Source organism: Mesorhizobium sp. IMUNJ 23232, from assembly GCF_044326205.1.
Classification (GTDB): Bacteria; Pseudomonadota; Alphaproteobacteria; order Rhizobiales; family Rhizobiaceae; genus Kumtagia.
In genome coordinates, this window is sequence record NZ_JBIRCY010000014.1 from 1 (window position 1) to 18284 (window position 18284).

The window sequence follows — 18284 nt, forward strand, 5'->3', positions numbered from 1 at the left end:
TCTTCTGCAAGCTCAAGGAGTTCAAGCGCATCGCCATGCGCGCTGACAAAACCGACATCTCCTTCGCCGCAATCATCCATCTCGCCGCCGCAGTCTTAAACTCGCGATGAATCTCAACAGGCCTTAGTGGGTCTTTCATCACAAGGATGGATATCCGGTGAATTTCTGCGACTAAGAACAGGATTGATGGTCGGCCGGTTTCAGGCGCGCGGGATGACGAGAGCGTCGAGGATGCGCACGCCCTTGCCCAAAGGCAGCACGGCGACAGGATTCAGGTCGATCGCCTCTATCCGGTCGCCATAGGCGGACGCGAGATCGGACAGCGCCACCATCGTCGCGGCAAGCGCTTCGACGTCGGCGGGCGGAGCGCCGCGAAAGCCTGAGAGCAGCGGCCCGAGCTTCGTGCGGGCGATCATGTCCAGCGCCAGCGCCCGGTCGATCGGGAGCAGCTCGAAAGCGGCGTCGGCGACAAGTTCCACCAGCACGCCGCCGACCCCGACGACCATGCCGAGGCCGAACGGCTCGTGCCGGGCAAGACCGAGCAGCGCTTCCACGCCGCCGCTCACCATCTCCTGCACCACCACGCCGTGAAGCCTAGCTTCCGGCGCGAAGGCCCGCGCGTTGCGCATGATTTCCTCGAAGGCCGCGCGGGCGCCCTCCTCCGAGCCGATGCCGAGGCGGACGCCGCCGGCCTCTGTCTTGTGCGGCAGGTCGGGCGATTCGATTTTCATCACCACGGGAAAGCCGATGGAGCGCGCCGCTTCGGCAGCGGCCTCGGCCGAGGTCGCCAGCGCTTCGCGCGTCACCGCCATGCCGTTTGCCGCCAAAAATGCCTTGGCGTCGCGCTCGGTCAGCCCCTGGCCGCCGCCCAGCATCGTTGTCCAGCGCGGATCCGCGGCGTGGCTGCGGGCCTGTCGCAGGCCGCAGCGCGCCGGCGGTTCGAGCAGTGCGCGGACGGCGCTGAGGCTGGCGCAGGTTCCGTTGAGCACGACGGCGCCTTCGGCCGCCGCCCGCACCGCCGGATGATGGCCGGCGGAAAGATTGCTCATCAGCACGGTCGGCAGGCTGGTGGTGCCGGCAAACCCCGCGACCGCGCCGGCGATGCCGACATATTCAGCCGCCGTTACCTCATCGAGGCCGGGCGGAGCGTCCTGCGCCGCGACGATCACGCCGACCGACGGGTCGGCCGCCACCGTTTCGAGCACGCGGCGGTAGATCGAGGCGTCGGCGAAGACCACGCCGGTCGTATCCAGCGGGTTCTGCGGCGAGGCGAAGGGCGGCAGCAGCGTCTTCAGCGTCGCCACGGTTTCCGGCGCAAAGGTTGGGAGTTCGATGCCCGCCTCGTCGGCCATGTCGGCGACATGCGCCACCCCACCGCCGCTGACGCCGATCACCGCCACGCCCTTGCGCGACGGGCGCGCCTTGACGCCGCAGAACAGCGTTGCCGTCTCGACGAACCCGTCCATGACGTCCACCTCGACCACGCCTGTGCGCCGGAAGAAGGATGCGTACGCCTCGTTGCTGCCCGCGAGCGCGCCCGTATGCGCGGCGGTGGCGCGCTGGCCTCCGGCCGAGCGCCCGGCCCGCAGCGCGATCACCGTCTTGCCTGCTGCATGCACTGCCTCCATCGCGACCGTGAACGGCTGTGGATCGCGGATGGCCTCGACGACGATGCCGATCACCTTGGTGGCGTCGTCCTGGGCCAGCCAGCCGATGTAGTCGGGCAGGTCGGTCGCCGCGCTGTTACCGGAGGAGACGATGTGGGAAAGGCCGATGCGGCCGGTATTGCCGAGCGCGATGGCGCTGGCGCCCGAATGCGAGACCAGCGCGAGAGGACCCCGTTTCATGGTCCTGGGCAGGGTCGAGGAATAGAGCGCCGCGCCGCGGTGAAGATTGAACAGGCCAAGGCAGTTCGGGCCGCAGACGGCCATTCCGTATTGCGTGGCTGTCGCAACACGATTGGCTTGCCGCTGGCGGCCTTCTTCGTCGAGTTCGGCAAAGCCGGAGGCAAGCACGACGGCGGCCTTGACGCCCGCCTCGGCGGCTTCCCGCAGCGCCGCGTTGACGCGGTCGGCGGCAATGCCGATCACGGCGACATCGGGAACCTCTCCGAGGAAGGCCAGCGAGGTTGCCGCAGGATAGCCGAAGACCGTGCCGCCTTTTGGATTGACCGGCAGGATGCTGCCTGCAAAACCCTGCGCCATCAGGTTGCGCATGACGAAGCTGGACGACGCGTCGGCGCGTTCGGTGGCGCCGACGATGGCCACCGAGCGCGGCGCCATCAGCGCCGTCATGGCGGCAAGCGAGGCGGCCATCGCCGCCGCCCTAGATGTCGAGCCCCTTGAACGGGCTGTCGCGAAAATCGAGATATTCCTTGAGGCCCATCTTGGCGAGATTGGCCATCCATTCGCGCCCCTGCCTGGTCACGTGCAGGGCAGCAATCGCCTCGATGTTGTACTGGAACGACGGCAGCAGGCCGGCGACCACCTGCTGATTGTTGATCGACGCCTTCGTGTATTTCAGCGCCGGCACTGGCATGCGCGCGAGCTTGCGGGCGAGCTTGTCGGTCGCGCCCTTCAACTCGGCGGCGGGCACCACCTTGTTGATCAGGTGCATGCGCAGGGCCTCCTGCGCGTCGACGAGATCGCCGGTGTACATCAGCCAGCGTGCGTCGCGCGTGGCCAGAAGCCACGGCATCATCAGCGCCGGCGGGCCGGAATTGTGCCGCACTTCCGGCTCGCCGAACTTCGCCGTGTCAGCGGAGATGGCGAGGTCGCAGCACATCATGAGTTCCAGCGCGCCGGCCAGCGCGTAGCCGTTCACCGAGGCGATGACAGGGATCGGCGCCTTCCAGATGTTGAGCAGCGCCGTCGCGTTCTCGCCCATATCCTCGCGCCAGAAGTCGATGTCGACGTCGAAATCGCCGCCCTGCAGATCGTAACCCGAGGAGAAGGCGCGGCCAGCACCGGTGATCACCAGCGCGTTGACGTCGGGATCGGCGACCGCGGCCGCGAGCGCCGCGTCGATCTCGCGGATCACCGTCTTGTTCATCGCGTTGAGCTTGTCCGGACGGTTGATCGTGATCGTCGCGAATTTGTCCTGCCCGTCCTTCCCGTAGAGGATGGTCTCGTAGCTCATGCGATACTCCTAGGTCCGGGGCTGGTGTGTCAGACGGATTTCTTCAGCCGCGCATGCGCGACGGCCGTTTTTGCCGCCAGCGCGGCATTGTTCTTCACCAGCGCGATGTTGGCCGTCAGGCTCCTGCCGCCGGAAAGCTCGTTGATGCGGGCGAGCAGGAATGGCGTCACCGCCTTGCGCTGGATGCCGAGGCGTTCGGCTTCGGCGACCGCATCCGCGATGGTTCCGTCGATGAAATCCGGCGAAAGCGCATCCGCCTCGGGGATCGGGTTGGCGATCAGGATGCCGGTGCCCGAGCCCAGCGCCTCATGCGCGATCATCGCCGCGGCAATCTCTTCCGGCGTGTCGAGGCGATGGTCGGCCTTCTCGCCGCTCCGCCGCGTGAAGAAGGCGGGAAAATCGTCGCTGCCATAGGCGATGATCGGCACGCGCTGGGTTTCGAGGAATTCCAGCGTCTTCGGGATGTCGAGGATCGACTTCACGCCGGCGCAGACGACGGTCGTTCCCGTAGCACCGAGCTCGGTGAGATCGGCCGAGATGTCGAAACTCTGTTCAGCGCCGCGATGCACGCCGCCGACGCCGCCCGTGGCGAAGATCTTTATGCCGGCCAGTTCGGCGATGCGCATGGTGGCAGACACGGTCGTGCCGGCCGAACCCTTGCGCACCATCACGGCAGCGAGGTCGCGGCCCGATGCCTTGACGACGTCCTTCGCCCGCGCGAGCGCCTCGAGTTGCGCGTCCGTCAGGCCGACATGGATCACGCCGTCGATCACGGTGATGGTCGCGGGCGTCGCGCCATTGTCGCGCACCACCTGCTCGACCGCCCGCGCGGTCTCCAGATTGGCCGGATAGGGCATGCCATGCGTGATGATGGTCGATTCCAGCGCGACGACGGCATCGCCGGCTGCAAGTGCTACTGCGACCTCATCGGCAAGTTTCAGATCGGGTTTTGTCATCGGAACCTCAGGCGGGAATGCGGACCATGCCGGCGGACAGGAAGCGCGGCGACAGATCGGGATGGACGCTGGCTTCGCTTTCGGTGGTGAGCGTCGCAAGCAGGGCGCCGGTCTGCGTGGCCTGAACGGTGTCGGCGCCCTCGAGCACACGGTACATCGTCCCGGCGATCATGGCGTCGCCGGCGCCGGTGATGTCGACCGGATGGGCGGGAACCGAACGCATTGTCGCGACGCCCTTGTCGTTGGCGACGGCATAGCCGCTGGAACCCATCGTCACGACGACCTCCGCCGCCCCCCGCGCCCGCAGCGCCTCGGCGGCCTCCTTCGGCCGCAGACGCTTCTCGGCGCTCATGATGCCGAGCATAGCGTTCGCCTCGTCATGATTGGTGAACAGCAGGTCGATGCCCGACAGGTCCTTCGGCAGGCGCATGGCCTTCGGCGACGACACTGTATCGATCGCCAGCTTGAAGCGTGCGCCCGCCTTGCGCGAGATCAGCGCCTCGATCACCCCCGCCGGCATGTTGCAATCGCAGAACACCCAGGTGGCTGAGGCGAGATGCGGCCAGAACCGGTCGAGATAGGACGGCTGGAAAAGATCGAATATCTCCATGTCGGCGATGCCGAGCACGAGGTCGTTCTGCGGCCCGAGGATGGCCGCGTATTCGGCGGTCGGACGTTCGGTGGTGGTGATCACCTGGCTCACATCCGCGCCGAGGTCGCGCAGGTGCCTGGTCAGCGAACGGCCGACCTCGTCGTCGCCGACGATCGAAACGAAGCTGACATCCACGCCCAGCCGGACCAGGTTTTCCGCAACATTGCGGGCGACGCCGCCAAAACTGCGGTGCCCGTTGACCGGGTTGGAGGTCTCGAAGATCAGCTCCCTTTTGGCGTGGTACTTGCGGTCGAGCACCGCGCCGCCGATGCAGATCATGCGCTGCTTGGCCGGCAGGACATAGCCACGGCCGAGGATGTAGCCCTTGTTGACCAGTTGCACGACATGCGCGGCGACGGTCGACCGGGCGAGCCCGAGCGCCGTGGCGATGTCCTGCTGCCCGGCGAACGGATTGGCGGTGATCAGGTCGAGTACTGCCTGTTCCTGCGCTCCGAGGTCGTCCATGGAACCCCCAGCATGGTGCGAATGCGCGCACCTTCTGCAATCGATATGGGCAACAACAGATGCTCTTGTCAACATCTGTTTGTCAGCCTATCGTGAGGTCATCGCGGCGCCTCCAGGGACGCCGCTTCGGCGACCATGCCGATCGTGACGGTGGCAGGAAAGCGATGCAGACAGGCATGCGTACCCAGCAGTCCCCGCTCCCCGCCGGCAGGCGCCTGCCGGCTTCGGCTGCTCACCCGTTCTCCCATCTTCCATTCCAGTCAGCGGAGTGAGTTCGCCCATGCCGGCCGCCACCCAGGAACGCGAAACCGAACAGCTAATCCCCGTGATCGATGTCGGACCGTTCATCAGAGGTGAAGCCGGCGCACAGCAGGTTGTACGGGCGATTGAGACGGCGGCACGGGATACCGGCTTCTTCCTGGTCACCGGCCATGGCGTTTCGCCCGAAGTGACCGCCAGGCTGTACGGGACCGCCCGCGCCTATTTCGACCTGCCGGAGGCCTACAAGCGCGCCCATGGCCGGGGCACAGGGCTCATGGGCGGCGTTGCCTTCTCGCCGATCGCCGACGAGGCGCTGGCAGCCACCAAGGGGATTCAGACACCCGGCGACTACAAGGAGAGCCTGAATTTCGGCATGCGGTTGCCCGGCGACGTGTGGCCCGACACGCCGGCAGGACTGGAGCAGGCGTTCCACGACTATTTCGCCGAGATGGAGACGCTGGCCCGCCACCTGCGCCGCATCTTCGCCTCGGCGATCGGCCTCGAGCCGGATTATTTCGAGCCATTCTTCGAGAAGCATCTGTCGGCGCTCAGGGTCATCAACTACCCAGAGCAGGAGGAATCCCCACTGCCGGGCCAGATGCGTGCCGGCGTCCACACCGACTACGGTTTCATGACGATCCTGCGTTCTGAGGCGTCGTCCGGCGGGCTTCAGGTGCAGAGCCGCGACGGACGCTGGATCGACGCGCCCTCGATCGACGGCGCCTATGTCATCAACATAGCCGACGCTTTCATGCGCTGGACCAATGACGAGTGGGTCTCGACGCCGCACCGCGTCGCCAATCCGCCGCGCGAGAAGAAGGGATCGTCCCGCCGCCAGTCGATCCCCTTCTTCGTCAATCCGGGCAAGGACACCGTGATCTCCTGCCTGGAGCCGTTCTGCTCGGACGGCACGCGGGCGAAATACGAGCCGATCACCTACGGAGACTACATCGACCTCAAGACCAGCCAGGCTTTCGGCAGGAAGTAGCGGCAGCGGACCGGCTGTCGGGACGACGCAACAGACAACGCAAAAAGGGGAAAAGCAGTGCTCAATCTCAACAGACGACAGGCTCTCGCCGGCTTCGCCGGTCTCGGCGCGGCATCCATCTTCGGCCTCCAGGGCGTGCGTGCCCAGGGCAAGACGCTGATCGTTCCGACGCTCGGCGGCGTGTGGGAGCAGTTCTGGCGTTCCACCATCGCTCCGGCCTTCGAGAAGGCAAGCGGCGCCACGGTGACGCTCGACGTCGGCAACGGCCGCGTCTTCGGCGCCAATCTGCGCGCCGCCGGCATCGACAATCCGCCCTACTCGGTGATCATGACCAACGAGGTCTTTGCATCGAGCTTGCGCAAGGAGGGCTATTTCGAGAAACTCGACATGTCGAAGGTGCCGAACTATGCCGATCTCTACCCGATCGCCAAGGTCGCCGACGGCTCCGCCGCCACCGGCGCCTTGTCGCCGATCGGCATCGGCTACCGCACCGACCTCGTGAAGACCCCGCCAAAATCCTGGAAGGATCTCTGGGACAATCCCGAATTCCAGGGAAAGATCGGGCTCTACAACTACGCCAACAGCGCCGGCAAGATGGAACTGCTGCTGGCGTCAAAACTGTTCGGCAAGGACCAGTATGACGCCGATGCCGGCTTCGCCGCGCTGGCCAAGCTCGGCCGCGTCATCCAGGTCGACTTCAATCTGTCGACGGCGCTGTCGGCCGGCGAGATCGTCGTGGCCCCGTTCGATTTCGGCGAGATCACCCGCCTGCGCAAGCAGGGCCTGCCGGTCGACTGTGTGATCCCGGAGGAAGGCATGATGATGTTCGACCAGAACCTCGTCATCCTGGCCCACGGTCCCGAGAAGGAACTCGGCTACCAGTACCTGAACTTCATGATCTCGCCGGAGATCCAGGACCTGATGATGCGCCAGTTCTACACCTCGCCGACCAACTCCAAGGTCGTCGTGCCCGACGATCTCAAGGCGGACGTGCCAGTATCGGGCGAGGCGATGAAGAATATCCTCACTTGGGACTGGAACTTCGTCAACGAGAAGCAGGGTGAGTTCGCCGACCGCTGGGCAAAGACCATCCAGTAGGTCCTTCACAATGCGGGCGCGTCCCGGCGACGGGGCGCGCTTTCTTTTGTCGCGGAAAACAACGAGCCGGAACCGGCCGCGCACGCTTGGCGCCAAGCAGGGAACAGAAGATCATGACCGAAGTGAGCATTGAACGGCTGACGAAGGTGTTCGGCTCCTCGCGCGCGGTCGACGGCATCTCGCTGCGGATCGCCGACGGCGAATTCATCTCGCTGCTTGGGCCTTCGGGTTGCGGCAAGACCACCACGCTCAAGATGATCGCCGGCTTCGAGGCAGTCAGCGACGGCGCCATCCGTTTCGACGGCTCGGACGTCGTCCATGTCCCGGCGGAGAAGCGCGACATCGGCATGGTGTTCCAGAACTACGCGCTGTTCCCGCACATGACCGTGGCGCAGAACCTGGCTTTCGGGCTGGAGATGCGCAAGGTCGCCAAGCCGGAGATGAGGGCGCGCATCGCCGCCGTGCTCGACATGGTGCAACTCGGCAGCTACGCCGGGCGCTATCCCAACCAGCTCTCCGGGGGCCAGCAGCAGCGCGTCGCGCTCGCCCGCGCCCTGGTGATCGAACCCAAGATTCTGCTGCTCGACGAGCCGCTCGCCAATCTCGACGCGAAGCTGCGCGAGGAGATGCGGGTCTTCATCCGCGACCTGCAGCGCCGCGTCGGCATCACCACAGTCTACGTCACCCACGACCAGGCCGAGGCGATGACCATGTCCGACCGCGTTGTGGTGATGTTCGGCGGGCGCATCGCGCAATTCGGCGCGCCGGCTGATATCTACCAGAAGCCCGAGACGCTGGAAGTCGCGCAGTTCGTCGGACAGGTCAACCTTATCCAGGGGCAAGTGACCGGCGTCGAGGCCGGAACGGCGACCATCTCTACCGTGTTTGGCGCTGTCAGGGTGCCCGACCGCGGCATCGCCAGGCCGGGCCTGGACGCCAGGCTTGCGCTGCGCCCCGAGGCGCTCGATTTCGCCGGCGCGGGAGAGCCCGGCGCTCCCGGCCGCATCACGGCGCGCTATTATTCGGGAAGCCTCGTCGACTATCGCGTCACGCTTTCCTCCGGCGAAGTGCTGCATGTGCAGACCTTCCCCAATGTGCGCCATGCCGAGGGCGACGACGTCACCGTCCGGGCGCCTGCCGATGCGTTCTGGCTGATCGGGGCGGCGCAATGAGCTCCGGTCGCCGCTCGAGCTTCGCGCAGCCCTGGCTGCTGCTGCTCCCCGCCGCCCTGCTGCTCGGGGTTTTCCTCGTCATCCCCTATCTCAACATCGTCCTGATGAGTTTTCGCACGCCGGGAGAGGGCACGCCCTACGGAGCGGGCTTCACGATCGCCAACTATGTCCGTTTCTTCTCCGACGGCTTCTACCTGTTCCAGGTGTTCAACACGCTGTGGATCGGCCTGCTTACCACCGCGCTCTGCCTCGTCATCGGCTTCCCCGTCGCCTGGCAGCTCACGCGGGCCGACATACGCTTTCGCGGCCTCGCCTACGGCCTCGTGCTGTCGCCGCTGCTCGTCGGCATCGTCATCCGCTCCTACGGCTGGACCATCCTTCTCGGCAATGCCGGCCTGATCAACCGCACGCTGCAGGCACTCGGCATCATCGACGCTCCGCTGCCGCTGATGTACAACGCGCTTGGCATCACCATCGCGCTGGTCCACGTCTTCCTGCCCTTCATGATCCTGCCGATCATGGCGGCGATCCAGGGCGTCGACCCGTCGCTGGAATCGGCGGCGCGGTCGCTCGGCGCGTCGCGTTTCACCGCCTTCCGGCGCATCATCCTGCCGCTGTCTATGCCCGGCATCCAGGCCGGCTGCATCCTCGTTTTCGTGCTGTCGCTGTCGGCCTATGTCACGCCGTCGCTGATCGGCGGCATGCGCGTCAAGACGATGGCGGTGACGGTCGTCGATGCGTTGATCGATACCTTCCAATGGCCGTGGGGTTCCGCGCTGGCGCTGATGCTCTCCGTGACCGGCGCGATCTGCGTCGTTATCTTCGCCCGGCTGACCCGCATGAAATGGAAGGTGGCACAGTCATGAAGCGCCCGGTCCTCACGCTCTACTGCCTGCTGGTCTATGCCTTCCTGCTGGCGCCGATCCTGGTCGTCGTCGGTGCCTCGTTCAACGCCGGCAACTTCCTGACCTTCCCGCCGCAGGGCCTGTCGCTGCGCTGGTACGTCACCTTCTTCAACAACGAAGTCTTCATGCGCGCCATCCGCACCTCGCTCGGGCTGGCCGCCGTAGCGACGGTCATCTCCACGATCATCGGCACGATGGCCGCGATCTACTACGTCCAGCATGCCGGCCGCTGGAAGGAAGCGATGCGCATCGCCATGCTGTCGCCGCTGCTGCTGCCCGAGGTGCTGACGGCGATCTCGCTGCTGTTCTTCGTCTACACGATCGGCATCGGCACCAGGACCATGTTCGGCCTGGTCGTCGGACATGTGCTGATCACGCTTCCCTTCGTCTTCATCAACGTGTCGGCGTCGCTCGAGAGCTTCGACACGTCATGGGACATGGCGGCGCGCAGCCTCGGCGCAGGCCGCTGGACCCGCTTCCGCCGCATCATGCTGCCGCTCATCAAGCCCGGCGTCATCGGCGGCGCGCTGTTCGCTTTCATCATCTCGTTCGACGTCTTCACCATCTCCTTCATGCTGAAGGGCATCGGCATGTCGACGCTGCCGATCCAGTTGTTCGATTATCTCCGCACCAACTTCACGCCGGAGGCGGCGGCCGTGTCGACCCTGTCGATCACGCTGACGCTCGGCGTCGTCATCGTCTCGGAGAAGGTGCTCGGCCTGCGCATCCACCGCTTCTGACCGGGCAGGCGGGCAACAAAAAAGGCCGCAGCCGAGCTGAGGCCCTTTTCCGGAAGAGCAATCTTCAGGCGTTGACGTCGATTACCACACGGCCACGGATGCGGCCCGCCACGATGTCTTCCGCGAGACCGGGCAGCGCCGACATCGGTTCGACACGGGCGATGGAACGGATGTGATCCCTGTCGAGATGCGCCGCCAGCGTCCGCCAGGCCCGTTCTCGCTTGGCCCGCGGCGCCATGACCGAATCGATGCCGATTAGCGTCACGCCGCGCAGGATATGGGGCGCCACGCTTGCCGGCAGGTCCATGCCGCCCGCGAGTCCGCAGGCCGCCACCGCGCCGCCATAGAAAGTCTGCGCCAAAACGTTGGCGAGCGTCGTCGAGCCGACCGAATCCACGGCGCCGGCCCAGCGTTCCTTCTGCAGCGGCCCGCCCTTCTCGGAGAGGCTGGCGCGGTCGACGAAGCGTCCCGCGCCGAGGCCGGCGAGATAGTCGTGCGTGTCCGGCCGGCCGGTCGAGGCGGTGACCGCATAGCCCTTGCCGGCGAGCAGGCTGATCGCGGTCGAGCCGACACCCCCGGCCGCGCCAGTGACCAGCACTTCCTTGCCGCCTGGCGCGATCGAACCCCAGTCCTCCAGCGCGTCGACGCAAAGCGCCGCCGTGTAGCCGGCCGTGCCGATCGCCATCGCCTCCTGCAGCGAGAACGCATCGGGCAGCCGCACCAGCCATTCGGGCTTCACGCGCTGGTATTTCGTGTATCCGCCCCATTCGGTCTCGGACATGCCCCAGCCATTGGCGACGACCTTGTCGCCGGGCTTCCAGTCGGACGAGCGCGATTCCACAACAGTGCCGGCAAGGTCGATTCCGGCCACCATCGGCAGGCGGCGGGCGATGCGGCCCTTGCCCGCCACTGCCAGGCCGTCCTTGTAGTTCAGGGTGGAGAAGGCGACTTCCACCAGGACGTCATGGTCGGGCAGTTCGGCAAGCGTCAGTTCGCGGAATTCCGCCTTCGGTTTGCCGTCCCGGTCGACGATCATCATCGCCTTGAAAGCTTCGCTCACCACACTCTCCTTGCTTTTTGAACAGGAATTCAGGTCGCGGGATTGCCGATGTCGCTTTTCTCGGCGCGCCGTTCGAGCGCCTGCACAAGCACCACGCGCATGCCGGTCAAGTGGTCGCGCAGCCGCTCGACCGCGCGGTCTGCATCCTGTTCGCGGATGGCGGCGAGGATGGATTCGTGCGAGTCCGCCGCGCCGCGGCGTTCGTACAGGCCATAGGTCAGCATGTTGGTGATCGGGATGAAACTCTCGATCACCGTGTACATCATCAGCCGCAGCGGCCCGTTCTGCGTCGCGTCGACCAGTGCCCGGTGGAAACGCACGTCGGACGCGCAGAATTCCTCGCCGCTCATCGACCGCCTGCGCTGCAGCTCGATTTCGGCCGCCATTGCGGCAACATCTGCTTCGGTCCGGTTGCCGGCGGCTAGCCTGGCGCAGACGCTCTCTGTTTCCATGCGCGCCGTCACCAGTTCCTCGACGTCGAAGGCGCCAACGCCCACCAGAAGCGTGGCTGCACCGGTGATTGCATTGGAAAGACCTTCCGGATCGGGCTTCGACACGAAATTGCCGCCGCTCGGCCCGCGCCGCGAACGGATCAGGTTCTGCGCGGCCAGCCGCTTCAGCGCCTCTCGCACTGTCGGGCGCGAGATGCCGAAGCGCTTGGCCAGTTCCTCCTCGCTAGGCAGGCGTTCCTCGATCTTGAGACGCCCGTCGAGAATGGCGGCGCGAATCTCGTCCGCCACCTGCTTGGCGAGACCGGTCCGCACCACATCGTCATAGTTCAGCGACATGCCTCTTTCCTCGCAGCGCCATGACGGTTTGTCCAGCGTTGCGTGGAAAAATATATAGGTTTGACAAATAGCACAATTCGGATAGCGTCAACTATCGGTCTGCGGCCAGGGAACCGCCGAATGACGTTCGACATTGCTCCGCGTTTCGTCGCCAGCGACGCATCGGTTTCGGTCGCGCCGGCGCTGGAACGTCTCATGCGGCAACTGCCCGGTGACTGCTTGCTGGCCGGAGACGGGATCGACGCGCGTTTCCGCGAGACGCTCAGCGACTTTCCCGCTGCCATGCCGGCCTTCGTCATGCGGCCGCGCAACGCCGCCGAGGTATCGTTATGCCTTGCCGCCTGCGACGCCGTCGGCCAACCCGTCGCCATCCAGGGCGGACGCACCGGCTTTCATGGCAGCGAGCGCGCCTGTGCGGGCGAGGCCGTGCTATCGCTGGAGCGCATGACCGGCCTGTCGGCCGTGGACTCTATGGGCGGCGCCATCGTCGCCGAAGCCGGCGTTCCGCTGCAATCCGTGCAGGAGGCGGCCGATCGCGCCGGCATGTTGTTCGGTGTCGACATCGGATCGCGCGGCAGCGCCACCATCGGCGGCAATGTCGCCAGCAATGCCGGCGGCATCCGTGTCCTGCGCTACGGCATGTTCCGCGCCCAGGTGCTCGGCCTTGAGGCGGTGCTCGCCGACGGGACGATCCTCACCTCGCTGAAAGGCCTGGCAAAGGACAATTCCGGCCTTGACCTCAATCAACTTTTCATCGGCAGCGAGGGCACGCTCGGCGTGGTCACGCGCGCCTGCCTGAAACTGCATCCGAAGCCGGCAGCCGAAGCCGCTGCCTTCTGCGCCGTCCCCTCGCTTGCGGCGGCGATTGCGCTGCTCGCCCGCCTGCGCGCCGCGCTCGGGCCGCTGCTGTCGGCCTGCGAACTCATCTTTCCCGATGCGCTCGAAGGCGCGCTCGCGCTGACCGGCGCGCCGCGTCCCGTGGCGCCGGCGGCCTTCTACGTGCTCGCCGAACTGCATGCCATTCACCCGGGACAGGATACAGAGGGTTTCGCGGCGGCGCTCATGGCCGCGCATGGGGACGGCATGGTCGGCGACGTGACCGTGTCGCAATCGCCGCGCGAGTTCCGCGCATTGTGGGAGTTGCGCGAGGCCTGCTCCAGCTACATCTTCACGCTGGAACGCATCATCGGATGCGATGTCGCCGTTCCGCCGGCGAAGATCGAAAGCTTCGTCATGGAGGCTGCGCGCGTCGTACGGGCGCTCGATCCGGCAGCGCGTTTCCCCGTCTTTGGCCATCTGGGTGACGGCAATCTTCACTACATCGTCGAGACGGACCGCAGGGAAAGCGTCGTCGAGGCGGTATACCGCTGCGTGCGGGAGTTCGGCGGCTCGATCTCGGCCGAACACGGGATCGGTATCGACAAGAAACCGTATCTGCACTTCAGCCGCAGCGATGCGGAGATCGCCGCTATGCGCCGGCTGAAGCGCGCATTCGACCCCCAAAATATCCTCAATCCCGGCCGCATCTTCGATCCACTGCCGGCAACTTCAACGCAAGGAGCCGCCGCATGAACGCGAACGCGCTCGATGCCCGCTACACCGTCACCCGCGGCCGCATCCTCGTTTCCGGAACGCAGGCGCTGGTGCGCCTGCCGATGATGCAGCGCCAGCGCGACCTTGCCGCTGGCCTGAACACCGCGGGCTACGTTTCCGGCTATCGCGGTTCGCCGCTCGCATCCTTCGACCGCGAGATGGGCGTGGCGCGCAGGCATCTGGAAGCCAATCACATCGTCTTCCATCCCGGCCTGAACGAGGACATGGCGGCGACCGCCGTCTGGGGCACACAGCAGAACGGCATGTTTCCCGGCGCACGCTACGACGGCATCTTTTCCATGTGGTACGGCAAGGGTCCCGGCGTCGACCGCAGCATGGACGTCATCAAACATGCCAACGCCGTCGGCACGGGCAGGCATGGCGGCGTGCTCCTGCTGGCCGGCGACGATCATGGCGCGGTGTCGTCGACTCTGCCGCACCAGAGCGAGCACAACCTCATCTCGGCAATGGTGCCCATGCTTTCGCCGGGCGGGCTTAGCGAATACATCGACTACGGCCTGCTCGGCTGGGCGATGAGCCGCTATTCCGGCGCCTGGGTCGGTTTCAAGGCGCAGACCGAGATCGTCGAGTGCTCGGCGACCGTCGATGTCAATCCCGACGCGCTGGCGATCGCGACACCGGAGTTCGACCTGCCCGGCGACGGCCTGTCGATGCGCTGGCCCGACGGGCCGCATGCGATGGAACTGCGGCTGCAGCGCAAGATGGATGCCGTGCACGCCTTCGCGGCCGCCAACCGGATCGACCGTGCCTGGTATCGCGACAGCAAGCCGCGCATCGGCATCGTGTCCACCGGCAAGTCGTGGCTCGACCTTCAGGGCGCGCTTGGCGCGCTCGGCATCGACGAGGCACGGGCCGGCGAGCTGGGGATCGCCCTCTACAAGGTCGGGCTGTCCTGGCCGATCGAGCCGTCGGGCCTGATCGCCTTCGCCCGCGACCTCGAAGAGGTCTTCGTGGTTGAGGAGATGCGCCCGATTCTGGAGGACCAGATCAAGTCCCTGCTGTTCAATCTGCCCGACGGACGCCGGCCGCGCGTGGTCGGCAAGGCCGACCAGACGGGCCGCCCGCTATTGCCGTCGCATGGCGAGATCGACACGATTTCGGTTGCGCTGGCGCTGGCGAAGCGGCTGCCGGCAGACGCCTCGATCGCCCGCCATGTCGCCCGGCTGGAAGAGATCGCCCGTGCAGCGCCTTCCGAGGCGGCGGCGCTGAAGCGGGACGCCTATTTCTGCTCCGGCTGCCCGCACTCCGTGTCGACCCGCCTGCCGGAAGGCAGCCGCGCCACGACGGGCATCGGCTGCCACATGATGGTGATCGGCGTCGAGGACCGCAACACCTCGACCTTCACTCAGATGGGCGGCGAGGGCGGCGCCTGGATCGGGCTGTCGCCCTTCACCGACGAGAAGCATATCTTCGTCAACATGGGCGACGGCACCTATTTCCACTCCGGCCTGCTCGCCATCCGCGCGGCGATCGCCGCCAAGGTAAACGCCACCTACAAGATCCTCTACAACGACGCGGTCGCCATGACCGGCGGGCAGCGCCATGACGGCGATAACACCGTGCCGTCGATCGTCGCGCAACTGCTCGCCGAAGGCGCCAGCCGCGTCGTCGTCGTCGCCGAGCAGCCGGAGCGCTTGCAGGGCGTCCTGCCGCGCGGCGTCGCCATCCATCCGCGCGACGAGCTCGATGCCGTGCAACGCGCGCTGCGAGAGGTACCCGGCGTCACGGCCATCGTCTACGACCAGGTCTGCGCCGCCGAGAAGCGCCGCCGCCGCAAGCGCGGCGCCCATCCGGTCTCACAGAGGCGCGCCTTCATCAATGAGCTCGTCTGCGAGGGCTGCGGCGACTGTTCGGCCGTCTCGAACTGCATCTCGGTCGAACCCGCCGAGACCGAGTTCGGTCGCAAGCGCCGCATCAACCAGTCGAGCTGCAACACCGACCTCTCCTGCCTCAAGGGTTTTTGCCCGAGCTTCGTCACCGTCGAAGGCGGCCGCCTGCGCAAGCCACAGGCGGCGGCGGGCCGGTTCGACCCGGCGACCTTGCCCGAGCCCGCGCTGCCACGGGTGGACGGGGCCTACAACATGCTGCTCGCAGGCATCGGCGGCACCGGAGTCATCACTGTCAGCGCTATCCTCTCAATGGCCGCGCATCTCGACGGCCTGTCGATCCTGACGCTCGATCAAACCGGCCTTGCCCAGAAGAACGGCGCGGTGGTCAGCCATGTGCGCGTGGCCAGCCGGCCGCAGGCGCTCGACGCGGCACGGATCGGCCCCGGCGAAGCCGACCTCGTGCTCGGCTTCGATGTCGTCGTGTCCGCCTCGCCGAAAGCGCTAAAAACCTTCGCCAGGGGGCGTACCCGCGCAGTCCTCGACGATCATTTCGCCCCGACCGCCTCCTTCGTGCAGAATACGGCGATCGACTTCCGCCAGGAGGCGACGCTGAAGTCGTTGCGGAACGCCGCCGGCGACGACGCCGTCCACATGGTCGCCGCGACCCGGCTTGGAACCGCGCTTATGGGCGATGCCATCGCCGCGAACATGTTCCTGCTCGGCGCGGCATGGCAGCGCGGCCTGGTTCCAATCTCGCTCGCCTCCATCGATCGCGCGATGGAACTCAACGGCGCCGGCCTGTCGATGAACCGTGCCGCCTTCGCCTGGGGCCGGCGTTCGGTGGTCGAGCCACAGGCCGTCAGCGCCGCCGGCGGGCTGGCGCCAGGCGCGCCGCTCATTGAGACGCTCGACGCGCTGGTGGAGCGGCGCGCCGAATTCCTGAGCGCCTACCAGGATGCCGCCTACGCCGCCCGCTACCGCGATCTCGTTGCGAAAGCCCGCGCGGCCGAAGGCGCTTCCGGCGAGGCTTTCTCCATGGCCGTGGCGAAGAACGCCTTCAAGCTGATGGCCTACAAGGACGAATACGAGGTGGCGCGGCTCCACACCGACCGGTCGTTCGAGAAGAGGCTGGCCGAGCAGTTCGAGGGCAGGTTCACGGTCCGCCACCTGCTCGCCCCGCTGGGAATCGCCCGCACCGATCCGCGCACCGGCCATCCGGGGAAGATCAGCTTCGGTCCCTGGATACGGCCCTTCTTCTCTCTCCTAAAACACGGCAAGGCGCTGCGGGGTACGCGCTTCGATCCCTTCGGCCAGACGCAAGAGCGGCGTACCGAACGACAATTGGTCGCCGACTATTTCAGCCAAGTCGAACAGCTCTGTACCGGACTTTCGCCGGCGACCCGGAAGATCGCGACCGAACTCGCCGGCCTGCCCGACATGATCCGTGGCTTCGGCCACGTCAAGGCGGCCAGCATCGAGCGCTACCAGACCCGCCGGACGCAGCTCGCGCAGAAGCTTGCCGACACCGGACACACCTTCAAGACGGCGGCCTGACCGGATAGTCCATGACACGCAAGATCATTATCGACACCGATCCCGGCCAGGACGACGCGCTCGCCATCCTGCTGGCGCTGGCCAGTCCCGAGCTGGATATCCTCGGTATCGTCGCTGTCGCCGGCAACACACCGCTCAGCCTGACGCAGGTGAACATCCGCAAGATCTGCGAAGTGGCTGGAAGGCCGGACGTGAAGGTCTTCGCCGGATGCTCCAGGCCGATGATGCGCAAGCTGGTCACCGCCGAACACGTTCACGGGGCGACGGGCCTCGACGGCTACGACCTGCCCGAGCCGGTCATGCCGCTGCAGGAGGGCGACGGCGTCGACTTCATCGTCGAGACGCTGCGCCGGGAGGAGCCCGGCACCGTCACGCTGTGCGCACTGGGGCCGCTCACCAACATCGGCACGGCCCTGTCGCGGGCGCCCGACATCGCGTCGCGCATACAGGAGATCGTGCTGATGGGCGGCGGCTATTTCGAGGGCGGCAACATCACGCCTTCCGCTGAATTCAACATCCATGTCGATCCGGATGCCGCGGAGATCGCCTTCACGGCAGGCATGAAGACAACCGTGCTGCCGCTCGATGTCACCCATCAGACACTGACGACCCGCAAGCGAGTCGCGGCAATACGCGCGCTGGGAACCCGTCCGGCCGAGGTCGCTGTAGGCTGGCTCGAATTCTTCAAGCGCTTCGACGAGGCGAAATACGGCATCGAGGGCGGCCCGCTCCACGATCCGAACGTCATTGCCTACCTTCTCAAGCCGGAACTCTATTCCGGCCGCCTCTGCAACATCGAGATCGAGACCTCGTCCGAACTGACGCTCGGCGAAACGGTGGTCGACTGGTGGGGCGTGACGCAGCGGCCGAAGAACGCGACCTTCCTCCGCCACGTCGACGCCGACGGGTTCTTTTCCCTGCTGACCGAGCGGCTTGCCCTCCTCTGAAGGCGGATTCCAGCCGGCTTTGCCTGGAGCAGTTTGCATTCGGGCGGGGTGGTTTCAGCCTGCCTGGCGGCCGGGATTTCCGGCCGGTCATAAGGCGACACCATCGATGCCAAAAAG

The 18284-nt window shown here is 66.2% G+C and carries 14 protein-coding genes and 1 pseudogene; 9 read left to right on the forward strand and 6 right to left on the reverse strand.

The features are described 5' to 3' along the window. Positions 1-110 (forward strand): annotated as a pseudogene (locus ACH196_RS12545) (transposase); the annotation flags it as partial. Positions 111-200: 90 nt separating this feature from the next. On the opposite strand, the gene ACH196_RS12550 reads toward ACH196_RS12545, so the two are convergent. The 4 genes from ACH196_RS12550 to ACH196_RS12565 are packed head-to-tail and all read right to left on the reverse strand — an operon-like array spanning position 201 to position 5211. Next, positions 201-2315: an acetate--CoA ligase family protein gene (locus ACH196_RS12550; RefSeq protein WP_396647237.1), complete on the reverse strand. Its 2115-nt coding sequence runs from the start codon at positions 2313-2315 to the stop codon at positions 201-203. A 10-nt stretch (positions 2316-2325) separates the two neighbouring features. Further along, positions 2326-3138 (reverse strand): enoyl-CoA hydratase/isomerase family protein, encoded by an 813-nt coding sequence (locus ACH196_RS12555; RefSeq protein ID WP_396647238.1) that lies wholly within the window; start codon positions 3136-3138, stop codon positions 2326-2328. Between the two features lie 29 nt (positions 3139-3167). Beyond that, positions 3168-4094, reverse strand: a complete 927-nt coding sequence (locus tag ACH196_RS12560; protein WP_396647239.1) for a pseudouridine-5'-phosphate glycosidase — start codon at positions 4092-4094, stop codon at positions 3168-3170. 7 nt (positions 4095-4101) lie between these two features. Beyond that, positions 4102-5211 (reverse strand): carbohydrate kinase, encoded by a 1110-nt coding sequence (locus ACH196_RS12565; protein ID WP_396647240.1) that lies wholly within the window; start codon positions 5209-5211, stop codon positions 4102-4104. A gap of 280 nt (positions 5212-5491) precedes the next feature. Between ACH196_RS12565 and ACH196_RS12570 the strand changes: the two genes are divergently transcribed. The 5 genes from ACH196_RS12570 (at position 5492) to ACH196_RS12590 (ending at position 10375) form a co-directional block, all read left to right on the forward strand. Next, positions 5492-6460, forward strand: coding sequence for an isopenicillin N synthase family dioxygenase (locus tag ACH196_RS12570; RefSeq protein ID WP_396647241.1), 969 nt, complete (start codon positions 5492-5494; stop codon positions 6458-6460). Between the two features lie 57 nt (positions 6461-6517). After that, positions 6518-7558, forward strand: a complete 1041-nt coding sequence (locus ACH196_RS12575) for a PotD/PotF family extracellular solute-binding protein (RefSeq protein WP_396647242.1) — start codon at positions 6518-6520, stop codon at positions 7556-7558. A gap of 113 nt (positions 7559-7671) precedes the next feature. Then, a complete protein-coding gene (locus ACH196_RS12580) occupies positions 7672-8730 on the forward strand; it encodes an ABC transporter ATP-binding protein (protein ID WP_396647243.1) in 1059 nt (352 codons plus the stop codon). Further along, complete coding sequence (locus ACH196_RS12585) at positions 8727-9596, forward strand: ABC transporter permease (protein ID WP_396647244.1); 870 nt, start codon at positions 8727-8729, stop codon at positions 9594-9596. The genes ACH196_RS12580 and ACH196_RS12585 overlap by 4 nt, the downstream gene beginning before the upstream one ends. Beyond that, on the forward strand, positions 9593-10375 hold the full coding sequence (locus tag ACH196_RS12590; protein ID WP_396647245.1) for an ABC transporter permease: 783 nt from the start codon (positions 9593-9595) through the stop codon (positions 10373-10375). Before ACH196_RS12585 ends, ACH196_RS12590 begins: the two co-directional genes overlap by 4 nt. A gap of 64 nt (positions 10376-10439) precedes the next feature. Here the strand turns inward: ACH196_RS12590 and ACH196_RS12595 are convergent, their stop codons facing one another. Together ACH196_RS12595 and ACH196_RS12600 are read right to left on the reverse strand one after the other, a co-directional pair. Further along, positions 10440-11435 carry an MDR family oxidoreductase gene (locus ACH196_RS12595; RefSeq protein WP_396647246.1) on the reverse strand — a complete coding sequence of 332 codons (996 nt, stop codon included), beginning with the start codon at positions 11433-11435 and terminating at the stop codon, positions 10440-10442. A gap of 29 nt (positions 11436-11464) precedes the next feature. Then, positions 11465-12223 (reverse strand): FadR/GntR family transcriptional regulator, encoded by a 759-nt coding sequence (locus ACH196_RS12600; RefSeq protein ID WP_396647247.1) that lies wholly within the window; start codon positions 12221-12223, stop codon positions 11465-11467. Between the two features lie 120 nt (positions 12224-12343). Here ACH196_RS12600 and ACH196_RS12605 point away from each other — a divergent pair, with 120 nt between their 5' ends. The 3 genes from ACH196_RS12605 to ACH196_RS12615 are packed head-to-tail and all read left to right on the forward strand — an operon-like array spanning position 12344 to position 18167. Further along, positions 12344-13795 carry an FAD-binding oxidoreductase gene (locus ACH196_RS12605; RefSeq protein WP_396647248.1) on the forward strand — a complete coding sequence of 484 codons (1452 nt, stop codon included), beginning with the start codon at positions 12344-12346 and terminating at the stop codon, positions 13793-13795. Then, on the forward strand, positions 13792-17220 hold the full coding sequence (locus tag ACH196_RS12610) for an indolepyruvate ferredoxin oxidoreductase family protein (protein WP_396647249.1): 3429 nt from the start codon (positions 13792-13794) through the stop codon (positions 17218-17220). Before ACH196_RS12605 ends, ACH196_RS12610 begins: the two co-directional genes overlap by 4 nt. A gap of 11 nt (positions 17221-17231) precedes the next feature. Further along, positions 17232-18167, forward strand: a complete 936-nt coding sequence (locus tag ACH196_RS12615) for a nucleoside hydrolase (protein ID WP_396647250.1) — start codon at positions 17232-17234, stop codon at positions 18165-18167. The last annotated feature ends 117 nt before the right edge of the window (positions 18168-18284 follow it).